Source organism: Flavisericum labens, from assembly GCF_045446075.1.
GTDB lineage: Bacteria > Bacteroidota > Bacteroidia > Flavobacteriales > Flavobacteriaceae > Flavisericum > Flavisericum labens.
In genome coordinates this window covers 455,248-470,116 of record NZ_JBJJBQ010000001.1, presented here as the reverse complement: position 1 = coordinate 470,116, position 14,869 = coordinate 455,248, and the positions used below count along the sequence as shown (strand labels likewise).

General features: G+C 35.6%; 19 protein-coding genes. 10 read left to right on the top strand and 9 right to left on the bottom strand.

Annotated elements, in window-relative coordinates; genetic code table 11:
- Positions 1-54: 54 nt before the first annotated feature.
- The 3 genes from ACIEHO_RS02095 (at position 55) to ACIEHO_RS02085 (ending at position 1,691) form a co-directional block, all read left to right on the top strand.
- Positions 55-933, top strand: a complete 879-nt coding sequence (locus ACIEHO_RS02095) for a cell division protein FtsX (protein WP_406968148.1) — start codon at positions 55-57, stop codon at positions 931-933.
- Between the two features lie 51 nt (positions 934-984).
- Positions 985-1,365 carry a hypothetical protein gene (locus tag ACIEHO_RS02090; RefSeq protein ID WP_406968146.1) on the top strand — a complete coding sequence of 127 codons (381 nt, stop codon included), beginning with the start codon at positions 985-987 and terminating at the stop codon, positions 1,363-1,365.
- 74 nt (positions 1,366-1,439) lie between these two features.
- Positions 1,440-1,691, top strand: coding sequence for a DUF3098 domain-containing protein (locus ACIEHO_RS02085; protein WP_406968145.1), 252 nt, complete (start codon positions 1,440-1,442; stop codon positions 1,689-1,691).
- Positions 1,692-1,696: 5 nt separating this feature from the next.
- Here ACIEHO_RS02085 and ACIEHO_RS02080 read toward each other — a convergent pair whose 3' ends face one another.
- A complete protein-coding gene (locus tag ACIEHO_RS02080) occupies positions 1,697-2,821 on the bottom strand; it encodes a glycerate kinase (RefSeq protein WP_406968143.1) in 1,125 nt (374 codons plus the stop codon).
- Positions 2,822-2,906: 85 nt separating this feature from the next.
- On the opposite strand from ACIEHO_RS02080, the gene ACIEHO_RS02075 reads away from it, so the two are divergent.
- Genes ACIEHO_RS02075 through ACIEHO_RS02065 form a run of 3 tightly spaced genes read left to right on the top strand, consistent with a single transcriptional unit; the run spans position 2,907 to position 5,162 of the window.
- Positions 2,907-3,701 carry an undecaprenyl-diphosphate phosphatase gene (locus ACIEHO_RS02075; protein ID WP_406968141.1) on the top strand — a complete coding sequence of 265 codons (795 nt, stop codon included), beginning with the start codon at positions 2,907-2,909 and terminating at the stop codon, positions 3,699-3,701.
- Between the two features lies 1 nt (position 3,702).
- Positions 3,703-4,395 carry a tRNA pseudouridine(55) synthase TruB gene (gene truB, locus ACIEHO_RS02070; RefSeq protein WP_406968139.1) on the top strand — a complete coding sequence of 231 codons (693 nt, stop codon included), beginning with the start codon at positions 3,703-3,705 and terminating at the stop codon, positions 4,393-4,395.
- 50 nt (positions 4,396-4,445) lie between these two features.
- Positions 4,446-5,162 carry a hypothetical protein gene (locus tag ACIEHO_RS02065; protein ID WP_406968137.1) on the top strand — a complete coding sequence of 239 codons (717 nt, stop codon included), beginning with the start codon at positions 4,446-4,448 and terminating at the stop codon, positions 5,160-5,162.
- Here ACIEHO_RS02065 and ACIEHO_RS02060 read toward each other — a convergent pair.
- Complete coding sequence (locus tag ACIEHO_RS02060; RefSeq protein ID WP_406968135.1) at positions 5,146-5,763, bottom strand: thioredoxin family protein; 618 nt, start codon at positions 5,761-5,763, stop codon at positions 5,146-5,148. The genes ACIEHO_RS02065 and ACIEHO_RS02060 overlap by 17 nt on opposite strands.
- A 109-nt stretch (positions 5,764-5,872) precedes the next feature.
- Here ACIEHO_RS02060 and ACIEHO_RS02055 point away from each other — a divergent pair, with 109 nt between their 5' ends.
- Positions 5,873-6,439 carry a DNA-3-methyladenine glycosylase I gene (locus ACIEHO_RS02055; RefSeq protein WP_406968133.1) on the top strand — a complete coding sequence of 189 codons (567 nt, stop codon included), beginning with the start codon at positions 5,873-5,875 and terminating at the stop codon, positions 6,437-6,439.
- A 13-nt stretch (positions 6,440-6,452) separates the two neighbouring features.
- Here ACIEHO_RS02055 and ACIEHO_RS02050 read toward each other — a convergent pair whose 3' ends face one another.
- From ACIEHO_RS02050 to ACIEHO_RS02035, 4 genes are all read right to left on the bottom strand, one after another.
- Entirely contained in the window at positions 6,453-7,244 is a 792-nt protein-coding gene (locus ACIEHO_RS02050) for a polysaccharide deacetylase family protein (RefSeq protein ID WP_406968131.1), read from the bottom strand.
- A 20-nt stretch (positions 7,245-7,264) separates the two neighbouring features.
- Complete coding sequence (gene aat, locus ACIEHO_RS02045) at positions 7,265-7,894, bottom strand: leucyl/phenylalanyl-tRNA--protein transferase (protein ID WP_406968129.1); 630 nt, start codon at positions 7,892-7,894, stop codon at positions 7,265-7,267.
- A gap of 81 nt (positions 7,895-7,975) precedes the next feature.
- Positions 7,976-8,353 (bottom strand): DUF3127 domain-containing protein, encoded by a 378-nt coding sequence (locus ACIEHO_RS02040; protein ID WP_406968127.1) that lies wholly within the window; start codon positions 8,351-8,353, stop codon positions 7,976-7,978.
- 39 nt (positions 8,354-8,392) lie between these two features.
- Positions 8,393-9,262, bottom strand: a complete 870-nt coding sequence (locus tag ACIEHO_RS02035) for a flavin reductase family protein (protein ID WP_406968125.1) — start codon at positions 9,260-9,262, stop codon at positions 8,393-8,395.
- Between the two features lie 124 nt (positions 9,263-9,386).
- On the opposite strand from ACIEHO_RS02035, the gene ACIEHO_RS02030 reads away from it, so the two are divergent.
- Both ACIEHO_RS02030 and ACIEHO_RS02025 read left to right on the top strand, forming a co-directional pair.
- A complete protein-coding gene (locus tag ACIEHO_RS02030) occupies positions 9,387-10,547 on the top strand; it encodes a sensor histidine kinase (RefSeq protein WP_406968124.1) in 1,161 nt (386 codons plus the stop codon).
- Positions 10,540-10,890 (top strand): hypothetical protein, encoded by a 351-nt coding sequence (locus ACIEHO_RS02025; protein ID WP_406968122.1) that lies wholly within the window; start codon positions 10,540-10,542, stop codon positions 10,888-10,890. The genes ACIEHO_RS02030 and ACIEHO_RS02025 overlap by 8 nt, the downstream gene beginning before the upstream one ends.
- On the opposite strand, the gene ACIEHO_RS02020 is transcribed toward ACIEHO_RS02025, so the two are convergent.
- Together ACIEHO_RS02020 and greA are read right to left on the bottom strand one after the other, a co-directional pair.
- Positions 10,885-11,274 carry an HIT family protein gene (locus tag ACIEHO_RS02020; RefSeq protein WP_406968120.1) on the bottom strand — a complete coding sequence of 130 codons (390 nt, stop codon included), beginning with the start codon at positions 11,272-11,274 and terminating at the stop codon, positions 10,885-10,887. The genes ACIEHO_RS02025 and ACIEHO_RS02020 overlap by 6 nt on opposite strands.
- Before the next feature lie 99 nt (positions 11,275-11,373).
- Positions 11,374-11,847: a transcription elongation factor GreA gene (gene greA / locus ACIEHO_RS02015; protein ID WP_406968118.1), complete on the bottom strand. Its 474-nt coding sequence runs from the start codon at positions 11,845-11,847 to the stop codon at positions 11,374-11,376.
- 194 nt (positions 11,848-12,041) lie between these two features.
- Between greA and ACIEHO_RS02010 the strand changes: the two genes are divergently transcribed.
- Complete coding sequence (locus tag ACIEHO_RS02010; RefSeq protein WP_406968116.1) at positions 12,042-12,473, top strand: hypothetical protein; 432 nt, start codon at positions 12,042-12,044, stop codon at positions 12,471-12,473.
- Positions 12,474-12,519: 46 nt separating this feature from the next.
- On the opposite strand, the gene ACIEHO_RS02005 is transcribed toward ACIEHO_RS02010, so the two are convergent.
- Entirely contained in the window at positions 12,520-14,655 is a 2,136-nt protein-coding gene (locus tag ACIEHO_RS02005) for a TonB-dependent receptor (protein WP_406968114.1), read from the bottom strand.
- Between the last annotated feature and the right edge of the window lie 214 nt (positions 14,656-14,869).

Here is a 14,869-nt window from a genome sequence, read left to right as displayed (position 1 = left end):
ATCCCTAACGAATCAAGTTTTCTTTTATATTTTTACGCCATTAATCCATTAATTATGAGTTCAGCTTTCGAAAAACACCAAAAACGCAGACTAATTTCTTCTTATTTTTCTGTGGTATTAAGTATTGCTTTGGTGCTATTTTTATTGGGTTTATTGGGCATGTTGGTATTAAATGCAAAAAAGGTATCAGACCATTTTAAGGAACAAGTGGTACTGACTATTTACTTAAAAGACGCTGCCAAAGAAGTAGAAATCAATCAGCTTGAAAAAAGTTTGGCTATGGCCGAATATGTAAAATCCACCGAATACGTTTCAAAAGAAAAAGCTGCAGAGTTTATGAAAGTTGAAACGGGCGAGGACTTTATGGATTTTGTTGGATACAACCCTCTTCAAAACTCTATTGATGTGCACTTAAAAGCCGATTTTGTTACTTCAGGCCATCTTGAAAAAATTTCCAATGAAGCCACATCAAAAAACTTTGTAGACGAAGTGACCTACGATAACGACCTCGTAAATCTAATGAACGATAATGTTAAAAAAATTAGTTTTTGGGTTTTGGTTATTAGTAGCATTTTTACGCTTATTGCAGTTTTACTAATTAATAGCTCCATAAGATTATCGGTTTATTCTAAACGCTTTACCATAAAAACTATGCAAATGGTAGGTGCTACCAAACAATTTATTCGCCGTCCGTTCGTTTGGAAAAGTGTAAGGCTTGGTATAATTGGTGCTGTTTTAGCCTTAATTGGCATGGCCATTGTGTTGTATTACGTCAATAAAACATTCCCAGAATTAGGACTGTTAAACACACCTATTTTAGTGGTAGCTTTATTTGTTTTCGTATTTGCATTGGGCATTATTATTACCTGGATTAGTACTCATTTTGCAACACAGCGGTTTCTGAACCTAAGAACTGACGAACTTTATTATTAGTTATTTAACTTTTAATTCCGTTAAAAACACCAATTGTTTATAAATATTAAAATGAAACATTTAAAAATCTTTCTTTCATTATTTGTTACAATTTTTGCACTACAAGGATGCGCCGACGATGACTTAAAAAACACGCAGGCCCTTATTCGAATTTCGAACGTAAGTACATTCGATTACAAAAACATTACCGTGAATTCTGCAGATTACAAAAATCTTAATTCAGGTGAAAAATCAGAATATAAACTGTTCGAAAAAGCATATCGCTATGGGTTTGTTGAACTTGAGATTAATGGCGAAATCTACACCATTCAACCCATCGATTATGTTGGGGAATCACCTCTAGAGAAAGGAAAATACACTTATCAAATTGATGCTAACGACTCAACAGACCAGTATGGAAAGTTGAACTTAACTCTAGTTGTAGAAGAATAATATTTAGAATACAATTAACACGGTTGTTTTAAATAAATCGTTTAATTTGCATAAACTTTCAGAAACAACAACTTATGGGAGAACAAAAACGAAAAGAAGAAGCTAAACCAATCTTTGTATTTGGAAAGAAAAACTATAAATTTATGTTTATAGGTTTAGCCGTTATTGCCCTTGGCTTTATTTTAATGGCCGGCGGTGGCAGTGATGACCCTAATGTTTTTAACCCTGAAATTTTTAGCTGGAGACGTATCCGTTTGGCGCCTATGTTGGTTTTAATTGGTTTTGGATTTGAGATTTATGCTATTCTGTTAAGCCCAGATAAATAGTTCGCTTATAGCATTTTTTTTGCAAATTCTGCAGCCATTTTTTTAATATAGCCGTAGCTGTTTACCATAGCATCATCAAAACTTTTAGAATAGCACATTACGGTATCAGCATAATCAATTCCCATTTTTTTTAACTCGGCTTTATTTAAATCTATGGCTCCACAAAGTGCAGCTACATTAATATTTTTCGCTTTAGCAGAAGACAATACGCCCTGAATGGCTTTACCCGAAAAGGTTTGCCCGTCCAATTTACCTTCGCCAGTAATTACCCAAGTGGCATTCGTTATTTTTGAATCGAAATCAACCAACTCTCTTATAAGTTGAATTCCTGGTATTAATTTTCCATCTAAAAATACTTTTGAAGCTATTCCCATCCCTCCAGCAGCGCCAGCACCTTTTATCGATTGCACTTCAATATTGTATTCGGCTTCAATAACCTTTGAAAAACTTTGAAGCCCTTTATCAAGCATCTCGATATCTTCATTTGTTGCTCCTTTTTGCAATGCATAAACTCTAGCCGCACCATTTTCTCCATACAATGCGTTGGTAACATCGCAGGCTATTTTAAAGTCTACATCAAATAATTTTGGGTGTACTTTAATTTTTTTAATAGAAACAATTTCTGACAAATTACTCCCGATGGGTTTGAATTTATTTCCGTCTTCATCTAAAAACTGGTATCCCAACGCCGTTGCCATTCCTATACCGCAATCGTTGGTTGCACTGCCGCCAATGCCCAAAATAATAGTCTTTGCCCCTCTTTCTATTGCATCACCAATCATTTCACCCGTACCAAAAGTCGTTGCATTTTTACAATCAAACTGGGTTGGGTTCAATAATTTAAGCCCTGAGGCTTCAGCCATTTCAATATAGGCGGTTTTCAAATTTTCAGCATATAAATAACTCGCCATTACTGGTTGAAAAAACGGATTATTAACCTCAATCTGAACCATTTTTCCTTTTAAATAAAAGTTAACGACCTCCAATGTACCATCACCACCATCGGCCAGAGGAAGTTTCAGGATTTCTAAATCAGGATTTACACTAAGCAAACCTTCCTCAGCCGCATTACAAAACTGCAATCCAGTTAACGAACTTTTAAATTTATCGGGTGCTAATATTATTTTCATCGAATTTATTTGACCAACCTAAAATAACATTTATAATTTATCTTAGAACAAACCTTTTGTATTGGTATTTTAATATTTTTGCCCCATGGAAATTATAGACGCAATTATTCTGGGCATTATACAAGGGCTTACCGAGTTTTTACCTGTTTCGTCCAGCGGACATTTAGAATTGGGCAAAGCCATTTTAGGTGACCACTCTGTACCGGAAGAAAGCTTGCTTTTTACAGTAGTTTTGCACTTTGCCACCGCATTGAGCACCATGGTGGTTTTCAGAAAAGACATTATGAATCTTATAGTAGGGGCATTGAAATTTAAATGGAACGATGATTTACAATTCATTGCAAAAATTGCTATTTCTATGATTCCTGCAGTTGTTGTTGGGCTATTTTTTGAAGAGCAATTAGAAGCTCTTTTTGGAGGCAATATATTTTTGGTAGGCTGCATGCTTATTGTTACTGCCGTTTTACTTTTTCTTGCCGATAAAGCTAGAAACACCAACAAAAAAGTATCATTTTCCAATGCGTTTGTTATTGGTGTTTCGCAGGCTATAGCCATGCTTCCCGGTATTTCTCGCTCTGGCGCTACCATTTCTACATCTGTTTTATTAGGTAACGACAAAACCAAAGCGGCACGTTTTTCGTTTTTAATGGTAGTACCTCTTATTTTTGGGAAAATAGCCAAAGACATTTTAAGTGGTGATTTAAGGTACGACAGCGGTAATTTTACGGCACTTTCCATCGGGTTTGCTGCAGCATTTGTGGCGGGGCTATTTGCCTGTACTTGGATGATTGCTTTAGTAAGAAAAAGCAAACTGACCTATTTTGCGGTCTATTGCGCCATTGTAGGCCTTGTTGCCATAGCATTCACTTTTTTCAATTAATATGCTTACAGTTGAAGATTATCTTTCTGGTCAGGTTTTGCTCATTGACAAACCACTTAATTGGACTTCTTTTCAAGTGGTCAATAAATTACGATGGGAAATAAAACAAGCATTCAAATTAAAAAAAATAAAAGTTGGGCATGCCGGGACCTTGGACCCTTTAGCAACAGGGCTTTTAGTGATTTGTACTGGAAAAATGACCAAGCAAATCGATACCTTTCAGGCGCAAATTAAAGAGTACACCGGCACCTTTGTTTTAGGAAGCACAACGCCTTCTTACGATTTGGAAACCGAAATAAACGAAAACTTTCCAACGGAACATATTTCTGAAGAACTAATAAATGAAACCACCAAACTATTTATTGGTGATATTGAGCAAGTCCCTCCCGTATTTTCTGCCATAAAGAAAGACGGAAAACGACTTTACGAGTTTGCCAGAGCTGGGGAATCGGTTGAAATTAAATCAAGGACCGTTAATATTTCTGAATTTGAAATCACGAGCATCGATGGTCAAAATATCAACTTTAGGGTAGTTTGCAGCAAAGGCACTTACATACGTTCTTTAGCCAACGATTTTGGAAAGGCCTTGCAATCGGGCGCGCATTTGTCGGCCCTTAGGCGAACCAAAATTGGTGATTTTAGCGTTAATGATGCTGTTACTATTGAAGCATTTATAAAAACCTTGAAGAACTAAACTTATTATTTTTACGTATATTTACTGAACCCAAATTATAATTTTAAGATTTGCACCTAACAAATCAACATAGAGCCATACTTATTACTTTTCTAATTTCTGGAACGGTTGTTCTATCCGTTTTCAATCTCGGACTAAAAAAAAACAGTGATTTTATTTCTGAAAGTTATTACGAAATTGAACCTGAAAAAGAACCCACCGAAGAAGAAATAAAACAACTTAAGGAATTAGAAAACACCAATAAAACAAAGGCCGAGACCAACAATGCTTTTAACGAATCCCAAGAAAACAAGCATTTTGCCCAAGCGTATAAACCTATTGCACCGCCAGAAGACTATATACCTAAAACCAGTGATTTTTCTGAAAACTCAAGTGCAACAAGGAAAGAGTACAAAATTCCTGAAGACTCTAAACTAGACCAACAGGAACTTTCAAAATTCGATAAGGCCAACGAGGTTTTAAAAAAGCAGTTGGCCGAAAACAATAATCATAAAAGCACCATTAGTTATTCGTTGACTAATCGTAAAAAAGTTTACATTCCCGTACCGGTTTACCTATGTGAAGTCGATGGTACAATTGTGGTAAACGTTAAAGTTAACGACCAAGGGAACGTTGTTGATGCTTACCTCAACACCTCTTCAACCTCATCGAACGAATGCTTAATCGGTCACGCTATAGATTACGCAAAACAATCTAAATTTAGTGCCGCTCCTTCTAAAAGAAGTCAGCTGGGATCCATTACCTTTAATTTTATTGGCAAACGCTAGGCTCTAGTTTACAGAGCATTTCGGTTACATCTTGCAGTATATTTTGCCCTTTATCCTTATTATACCAATGCTGCAAATCTTCTTTAAACTCTGGCGTTAGTTTTCCATATTTTGCCTTAAACCTCTTGACATACAACGTGGCTTCACTTGGTCGCGGACCGTAAGTGTTTATAACATCGCCAGTATCGTTGTCTACCATAATTATCTTTGGAACGGACCTTGCACCATTGGTCAAAAACTTATCCATCAATTCAGGGTTCTCATCACGCATCACAATTTTAAGATCAATATTGTCGTTCAACTCGGCTATTTTGTTAATCGCTGGCAGCACTTGTGCCGCATCGCCACACCAACTTTCACTGATTACCAACCATGTTGTAGGATGATTAAACTCCGCAATTTTTTTCTGCTGGTCTTCCGAAACCTTTATGGTTTTATCCAATCGTTTCATGCGGCGGTCGTTAAGTTTGGTATAGTTAACCAAAGTTTTTGTTTTTTCAAGGCCAGTAGTAGAGTTTTCACTTACCAATCGTTTCATCAAATCTCTATAGGATGTGTACGACAAGCCACGTTCTAAACTTGATAGTATTAAAGCATTCATGAATTTTATTATTTTGAACAGACAATATGATAACCTCAAAATTAAGCGCTTATCCTTTTAATTAAGATGATATTTGTCATACTTTTACTTTAAACCTTACTAATTAATTATGAGCACAAAACATAGATGCGGTTGGTGTATTGGAGACCCTCTTTATGAAGCCTATCATGACGAAGAATGGGGCGTTCCCGTTTACGACGACGATACCTTGTTTGAATTTTTAATTTTGGAAACTTTCCAAGCCGGGTTAAGTTGGATAACTGTTTTGCGAAAGCGTGAAAATTTCAGAAAAGCTTTTGACAATTTTGACTATAAAAAAGTTGCCAAATACAATCAAAACAAAATTGATTCGCTATTGCAAGATGCAGGTATTATTCGGAATAAATTAAAAGTAAATGCTACCGTCACCAATGCCCAGGCGTTTATAAAAGTACAGGAAGAATTTGGTGGTTTTGGCAAATATATTTGGGAGTTTGTTGATGGCAAGCCTATAAAAAATGCTTTAACCAACTATAAAGAAGCGCCCGCAAACACCCCTTTGAGTGACCGTATTAGTAAAGATTTAAAAAAACGAGGTTTCAAATTTGTAGGAACAACAGTTGTTTATGCGCATATGCAGGCTACTGGTATGGTTAACGATCATGAAGTGAGTTGTTTTCGATATGAAGAAGTTTAACCCATTTTTACTTTCAATCACCTTTTAGACGCTTATTTAGATTGGGCGTAATATTTTTTAAAGCTTCGTCTGCGTTGATGTAATAATCTAAATCTCTAATAGAGATCACTTTAAAACCATTGTCACTTAAATACTGAAGATGCTCCTCAAACAATTTTGGTGGTGTATTTACCCAAGGGTGCTCAATATCAGGAACCCCATGCACTGTTATTACAACTATATTTCCGTTTTTAGCTTCATGGAATGCTTTTCGAATGTCGTCCCTATTGTCCGACTTCATGGTCCAACTGGGTATTAAATATGGATGGTCAACAATTGGGCTATATGCCCTATTGCCTCCCGCTCTAGCATATTTATAACCTAATCCTTTTAAAATTTCCAAAGAAGTAGCATTTAAGCGGTAAGCTGGATAAGCAAACGATTGTGGCTTTATTATTCCCACAGAATCACATTTGTATTCAATAGCCTTGATTTCCTCAATGACTTCGTGCTTGGCGATTTGATTTATTTTACTATGTGAAAGCGTATGATTTCCAATTTCAAATCCATCTTCCGATAGTTTTTTCACTTTCGCCCAAGTCATGTACATAGTACTGTCTTTATAATTAGGCGGAAACTCACACATGAAAAACGTAGCATTAAAACCAAACTTTTTCAAAAGAGGTGCCACAACCGAATATTGACTCTCACAACCATCGTCAAAAGTGAGTGCCACAAGTTTATCAGGGATTTCTTTTTTTAAAATTTGCGAATACCCAAAAACAGAAAAAGTAATCAATAAAACTATAGTCAATACTTTTTTCATTCTTACAAGTTATATTAAGTTTATGAATTTAAAAAATCAACAAACACATTACGAGGTATCTCCTCAGCCCCGAGACTTTCAAGGTGTTTCGTATGGATTTGACAGTCTATCAGTTTGTAATTACTGTTTTGAATAAAGGTAATGAAACCCACTTTACTGGCATTACTTACTTTCGCAAACATACTTTCTCCACAAAACACACCATTGTTTAAATCGACTCCATAGAGTCCGCCAACTAAACTGCTCCCTTCCCAAACCTCAACAGACTTGGCATAACCCAATTCATTTAAATTTTGGTAAGCCTCCATCATCCTTTCGGTTATCCAGGTACCATCTTGCCCTGTACGTTTTATTTTTGAGCATTGGGATACAACTTCCCTAAAAGCTTTATTTACCGTAACATTAAACTTTTTGCGCCGTAAAACCTGTTTCATGCTTTTCGAAACTTTAAGATTTTCTGGAAAGAGCACAAAGCGCGGATCTGGCGACCACCATAAAATAGGGCTATAATCTTCAAACCACGGAAAAATTCCAGTTTTATATGCCAGCAACAGTCTTTCTATTGATAAATCGCCACCCACAGCCAACAGACCCTCTTGAGTAGCTTGGTTAACATCGGGAAACCATATTTTACGTGTTAAGTACTGCATAGGATAAAAATAAAAAACCTTTCAACATAATACGCTGAAAGGTTTAATTTATAGGTTCCTGAATCAAGTTCAGTATAAAATTTAAAACGGTAAATCGTCGTGCTCGTCTTCATTTAAATCGCCTGCAGGTTCAAAAGCATCAGCCGGTGGTACCGGTGGCACATTTCCATCAGCAGTTTCTGGTTGTAATGCTTCTATTCTCCACCCTTGAATCGAGTTAAAATATTTTGTTTCACCTTGAGGATTAACCCATTCTCTTCCTCGTAAATTAATGTTTATTTTTACTTGCTGTCCTACCTGATAACTATTCAACAATTCTGTTTTATCCTGAACAAACTCCACCATAATATGTTGTGGGTACTGCTCTTCTGTAGTTACTACAATTTCTCTTTTTCTAAAACCGTTACTACCAAAAGTTTGGGTTTCTCCAATCATTTTTACTCTTCCTTGAACTTCCATGTATTCTATTTTTATTCTTTATTAATACTCTTTATTTTTTTACGACAACAATATTTTCCAAGCGCTTTCTACATCACCAAAACTTAAATAATTTCGTGCCAACTTATGTTTTTGACGATGTGTTGCCGTTTTTATATTGGGATAACGCTTACCCAAATCTTCTATAAAAGCAACTACACTTTCTTCTGTTGGCAGTGTTTCTACATTGCCCAATATCCCTAAGTCGTTACCCGTCAAAACCATACTGTTTTTAACATGGTCTGGAAAACTATCTACGCCAATACCTAACGTGGACAGTGGTTTAGGTATTTGAAAAAAACCTTTTTTTGCCCGACTGTAATAGCTGCCCCCTGCTCTAGCTACCAAATCTAATTTTATTTGATCAATTGATTCGTTTTCATCTAAAAACTCATCGTCAATATGTAACCTAACGACTTCACAAATAATTAAATTTCCTGCTCCACCTTCAGTACCTAACTTAATAATATTGTTCACGGTACACTCAAATTGTACTGGCGATTCACCAACTCTAAAAGGTTTAACAATATCTGATTTGAGCATGGTAAACCCAGCCTTTTCAAATTCATTAACCCCATCAGGATATTCTGTGCTGCTCAACGACATCTGGTGAACCATATCAAAATTCACCATATTTATCACTACTTCTTTAGTAGCTTCAACGTTTTGCAGCGTATGTTTTACCGTATTATCCCTAACCCTTCTAGCAGGAGAAAACACCATAATTGGCGGATTGGCACTAAAAACATTAAAAAAACTAAAAGGCGACAAATTTGGGTTTCCATTAGCATCCAATGTACTCGCAAAGGCTATGGGCCTAGGAGCCACAGCACTCAACAAATAACCATGTAATTTACTGGTTGACAAATGCTTTGGGTCAATTGATGCCATAAGACTTTTTAATGAACAACAAATGTAACCAAACTATAACTCATGTAAAAACCGATTTACTAACAACTTGCACAATAATATTAACAGATTTACATTATATTACCAATCAAAAAATTATTTTTTAATGTTTTTTACAAAGCATAACAATGCCTTTAGGTGGATTATTATAGCAGCATCTTTCGCTATCGTTTCCCTTATTTTATGGAAAACATATGAGTTTTTTCAGCATTTTAAAGATGAAGAGAGAACGAAAATGGAAAACTGGTCGTTTGCCCAAACCGAATTTGTAAATGCCGAAACCAGTACCAATTTAAACCTTACGCTAAAAATTTTACATAGTAACACTACAACGCCCATGTTGGTTATAGACCAAGATGGTAATCTAAACAACTCGAACAACATTGACGAAAAAAAGTTAAAGGACAAACGCTCCATTCAAAAACTGATTGAAACTTTTAAAAGTGAAAATAAACCCATTTATATTAACTACGAAGGTGAAGTATTCTACACCATTTACTATGGTAACTCGCCATTGTTGAACAAACTAAAATACTACCCATTAGCATTATTACTGATTGTTTTTCTTTTTGGTGCCGTTATTTTCTTTTTTTACCGCAGCAATAAAAACGCTACACAAAACAAGTTATGGTCTGGAATGGCGAAAGAAACTGCACACCAAATTGGCACACCGTTATCCTCATTAATTGGTTGGACCGAAATACTGAAAACTGAAAATGTTAGCCCCGATTATATTTCTGAAATGGAAAAAGACATCGACCGATTAAAAACCATTACAGAACGTTTCAGTAAAATTGGCTCATTGCCAACTTTAGAAACAGCAGATATCATAAAGGAAACTGTTAACTCTTATGATTATTTAAAAGCACGGTCATCAAAACTTATTGAATTTGAAATTATAATCCCAGATGATGAAATCCCTGTTGAACTAAACAAACAGCTTTATAGCTGGTGTATTGAAAACTTAGTGAAAAATGCAATAGATGCGATGAAAGGTCGTGGAAAATTGACCATCGAAATATCGCAGTTGGAAAGCAATGTAAAAATAACCGTTTCTGATACAGGAAAGGGAATCAACAGAAAGGACTTTAGCAAGATTTTCGAACCTGGATTTACTACAAAAAAAAGAGGCTGGGGTCTTGGTTTGTCGTTAACCAAAAGGATTATTGAAGATTTTCATAATGGAAAAATAAGTGTATTGGAATCTGAAAAAGATAAAGGAACCTCGATACAAATTAACTTAAAACGCGCTCAAAGCTATGCCTGAAAAATTTATTGACTTTAAAGCCCTAGTTTTAAAGAACAACTGCCCAGAATGTTACAGCAACGACGGGTTACGTTTAAAATTTAGTCAAAAAATAATAGAAACCACATTTTACAAATCTATTACTTCTGAAATTGAACACGAATTGACTTGTGAGAACTGTAACTCCATAATATATCCTGTACAATGGACTGATGATATTGAACAGGTTGTAGACTATCAAAAAAAGGCGTTTACCCCTAAAAAAACATCTACTTACCTTAAAAGCATGTTCTGGCTGATTATTGTTAGCGTTATTTTTGTAGCTACCATTATATTTTTTACGGTATTTTACACCAAACTATAATTGTGCTTTTATAGCATCTGCAGTCTCTTGAAATTCTTCTGTCGAAAGTTTTTCCTTTTTTATAAATCGGGCATCGTCCATGGAATGCAAAGGGATTAAGTGCACATGCACATGAGGCACTTCCAAACCAATTACTGAAACACCTACACGATTACACGGTATCACCTTTTCTATGGCCAAGGCCACTTTTCTAGAGAATGCCATGAGTTCCATATACGTAGCTTCATCTAAATCGAAAATTTTATCGACTTCTTTTTTTGGGATGCATAGCGCATGACCTTTGGTATTGGGGTTAATATCTAAAAATGCCAAAAACTCATCTGTTTCAGCAATTTTGTAACACGGAATTTCGCCGCTGATTATTTTCGTGAATATTGAAGCCATCGTTATATTAAAATTAGTTTTGAAACCTTTATAAAGATAAAAGATTCCTGAATGATTTAATCAGGAATCTTTTAAAAATTAAGTTCTTACCTTATTCTTTTATCTAGTAATTTCGATAACATCAAATTTCATTATACCACTAGGCACTTGAATTTCAGCGACATCACCAACCGACTTACCTAGTAAACCTTTACCAATTGGCGAGTTCACTGATATTTTTCCTGATTTTAAATCGGCTTCACCATCAGCCACCAAAGTATAGGTCATCTCCATACCGTTGGTTTGGTTTTTTATCTTAACCTTCGATAGCACCAAGGCTTTAGAAGTGTCAAGCTGTGATTCGTCAATAACGCGCGCTCCAGCCAAAGCGTCTTCAAGTTTAGAAATACGCATTTCTAACATACCTTGAGCCTCCTTCGCAGCATCGTACTCTGCATTTTCACTTAAATCGCCTTTATCTCTAGCCTCTGCAATAGCCTTTGAAGCTTTTACACGCTCAACATCCTTGAGCTGCCTTAGCTCATCTCTTAATTTTTTTAATCCTTCAGGTGTATAGTATGATACTTTACTCATAACTTCATCGTTTATTTATAAAAAGATGCTGAATTTAAATATTCACGAATATCTATATAAATTAAATATTAATGAATAACCAAGTTCAGCAAACAAAAAAATCTCGCACATACGAGATTTACAATACAAATATACAAAATTTTATATCAGTTTGCTTTTTATCGTAAATTGCAAGTCTATTTTTTAAGTGAATTATGAAGTACATTATATGTCTTACCAGTTTTGTTTTATTGTGGTCTTGCAGCGGAAACAATGTTGATGACAAAAATTGCAGGTTCTTACTAGATATAGGTCTTAGTGAAAATATAAATCTAAACTTCCCACAATACAGTCAGCTGAAATCGATAAATGTACCTGTTCATATACCAAATATTGGAGGAAGAGATGGTATTATTGTGAACAATACTGGGGCACGCTATGTTGCTTTTGATGCCACCGACCCTAACCATATTCCTAACGACTGTTCTATGTTGAGGATTGATGGGATTATTGCCAAATGTAATTGTGACGATGGCAATGAATATAGTCTACTAGACGGAATTCCTCTTGGAAACACAGGAACCAAATGCCCTTTGCGCGGATACAATGCTGAAAGAAGCGGTGACAACCTTTTAATCTATAATTAAAAAAGCCCTAACGGGGAAGGCTTTTTTAAAATTGAAATTAAATCTTTTAAAATTTCAAAGTGGCTCCTACTAAAAAGTTTGTGGTGGCTTGTGGATAGTAACCCGCATAATATCCTGTTGTTATACCGGTTGAACTTGAGGTATCGTCATAATCAAACGAACCAAAATATCCATTAGAAACATACTTTTTATTGAACACATTGTTAACTAAGCCAGACAATACAATTGACTTAAAAATTTTGTTCGTTTTAATTTCATAATTCACGTTAAAATCGTTCACAAAATAGCCATCAAGCTTAGACTCTTCATTGTCTGTATTTCCCATGTATTGTTCCCCAACATATTTGCTCAAAAAAGACAATTGCAAACGTTCTGCTGGATAGAAATTAAGAGCATTTCCGACTACTATACTTGGTGAAAACGAAATATTGGTATTACCCAAATCTACTACTTCACCATTAATTGATGAATTAAAATCTACATTTTTATTAGTGCTTAATGCAAAATTTGTTGATGTACCAAAAGATTTACAAAATTGAATATTGGCATCAACCTCCAATCCTAGTCTATAACTTTTTCCACTGGTTGCCCTAACGGGGCTTCCAACATCATCTAACTCACCAGTTAGCACCAATTGATTTTGATAGAACATGTAATACAGATTGGTATTCAAGTTAATATTGTTTTTTTTGTATCGCCAACCCAACTCTATATCATTAAGAGTTTCGTTTTCGGTAACGCCTGCTTTAAAATCATCACGATTAGGTTCGCGATTAGCTCTCGCATAAGACGTATAAAAACTACTAAATTCTGAATTTCTATATGTCAATCCTAACTTTGGATTAAAGAAACTAAAGTCGGCATCGGTATTGAATTCAGCTCTATCGGAATTTAGCCCATTGGTTTTATAACTGACAAATCGACCCTGAAAATCTAGAAACCCCGTTATTTTTTCAGCAACTTTAAATGTAGCTTTTGAAAATACACTAAAATCATTTTTAGTAGCATCACCATCATAATAGCGGTCGCGAATATTGGTATTTTCAGTTAAATCACTTCCCCAAATCACTTCCCCAAAATGGTCACCCGTGTAGCTGCTCATCGAAAGACCTGAAATAATTTCCAGTCCAGTATTTTTATAGCTTAAGTTCGCATTCAACACATAAAAATCATTGTCTAACCACCGTCGCACTATAACATCGGAGCCTTCTTCAATTAAGTTATTGAAATCCTCAGCACGTTCTTCTGGTTTGTACTGCTCAAAATAGCCTTTCCCTTTAGTATAATTCAATCCTAGGTTTGTTGACCAATTGCCATTAAATCTTTGGTTCCAGTGAAATTGATAATGGTCTTGCCAATAGTTATCAGTTTCGTTATCATAAGTGTAAGGGTTTTGGCGACGATCTTCTTTCAACTCATCTGCAGTTAGTCCATACCAAGCTTGATAAGTGTATTCTTTATTACCAAAAGCTAACGCCTTTATTAAGGTATTTCCATCTTTATAAACCCCTTGCAGAAAATATGATTTTAAATCGGTGAACGCCCTATCGACATAACCATCAGAATCAATTTTTGAAAAGCGTCCCGAAACCTCAAAGCGGTCGTTCAACAAGCCTGTGCTCAATTTTACTGTATGCTTTCTTGTGCCATAACTACCAAAACTATTGGCAATTTCTCCAGAAGCTTCGTTGGAGACGGCATCGGTAAGCAAGTTTATACTTGCTCCAAAAGCCCCCGATCCATTAGTAGATGTTCCAACACCACGTTGTAGCTGTAAACTTTCAGTTGAAGATGCAAAATCCCCCAAATTAACCCAAAACGAACCTTGGCTTTCTGGGTCGTTGTAGGGAATTCCGTTAATTGTTACGTTAACACGCGTAGCATCTGTACCACGAACTCTAATCCCCGTATAACCAACACCTGCACCGGCATCACTTGTAGTAACTACCGATGGCAAATAGTTTAGTAGCACAGGAATGTCTTGCCCTAGATTGCGTTTTGCCAACTCTTCTTTTGAAACGTTGGTGTGGGTAATGGGCGAATCGGCATCAACGCGAACGGCCTTTACCAAAACCTCATCTAGGTTTTCTGTTTTTGTTGAATCTTGTTTTTTTTGATTTTGTTGTGCATTGGCACTGACTGATAACAAAAGTAGTGTTAAAAAAAGAAAAATGTTTTTCATGTCGATTATGGTTTTATAATCGAATAAAAAGAGGTAATTATTCTTATATTGTTAATAATTGATTTTGAAATAATTCCGAAAAAATGCTACGTCGTTAAAAAACTCCTCGCAATGACGCTATTATTTCTAAAACGGCGATTATCGCCTCCCTAAACAGCATTATCTGTTCTAGGTTCAATGGGTATGATCTCAGCCTATAATTGGCACCCCTTTT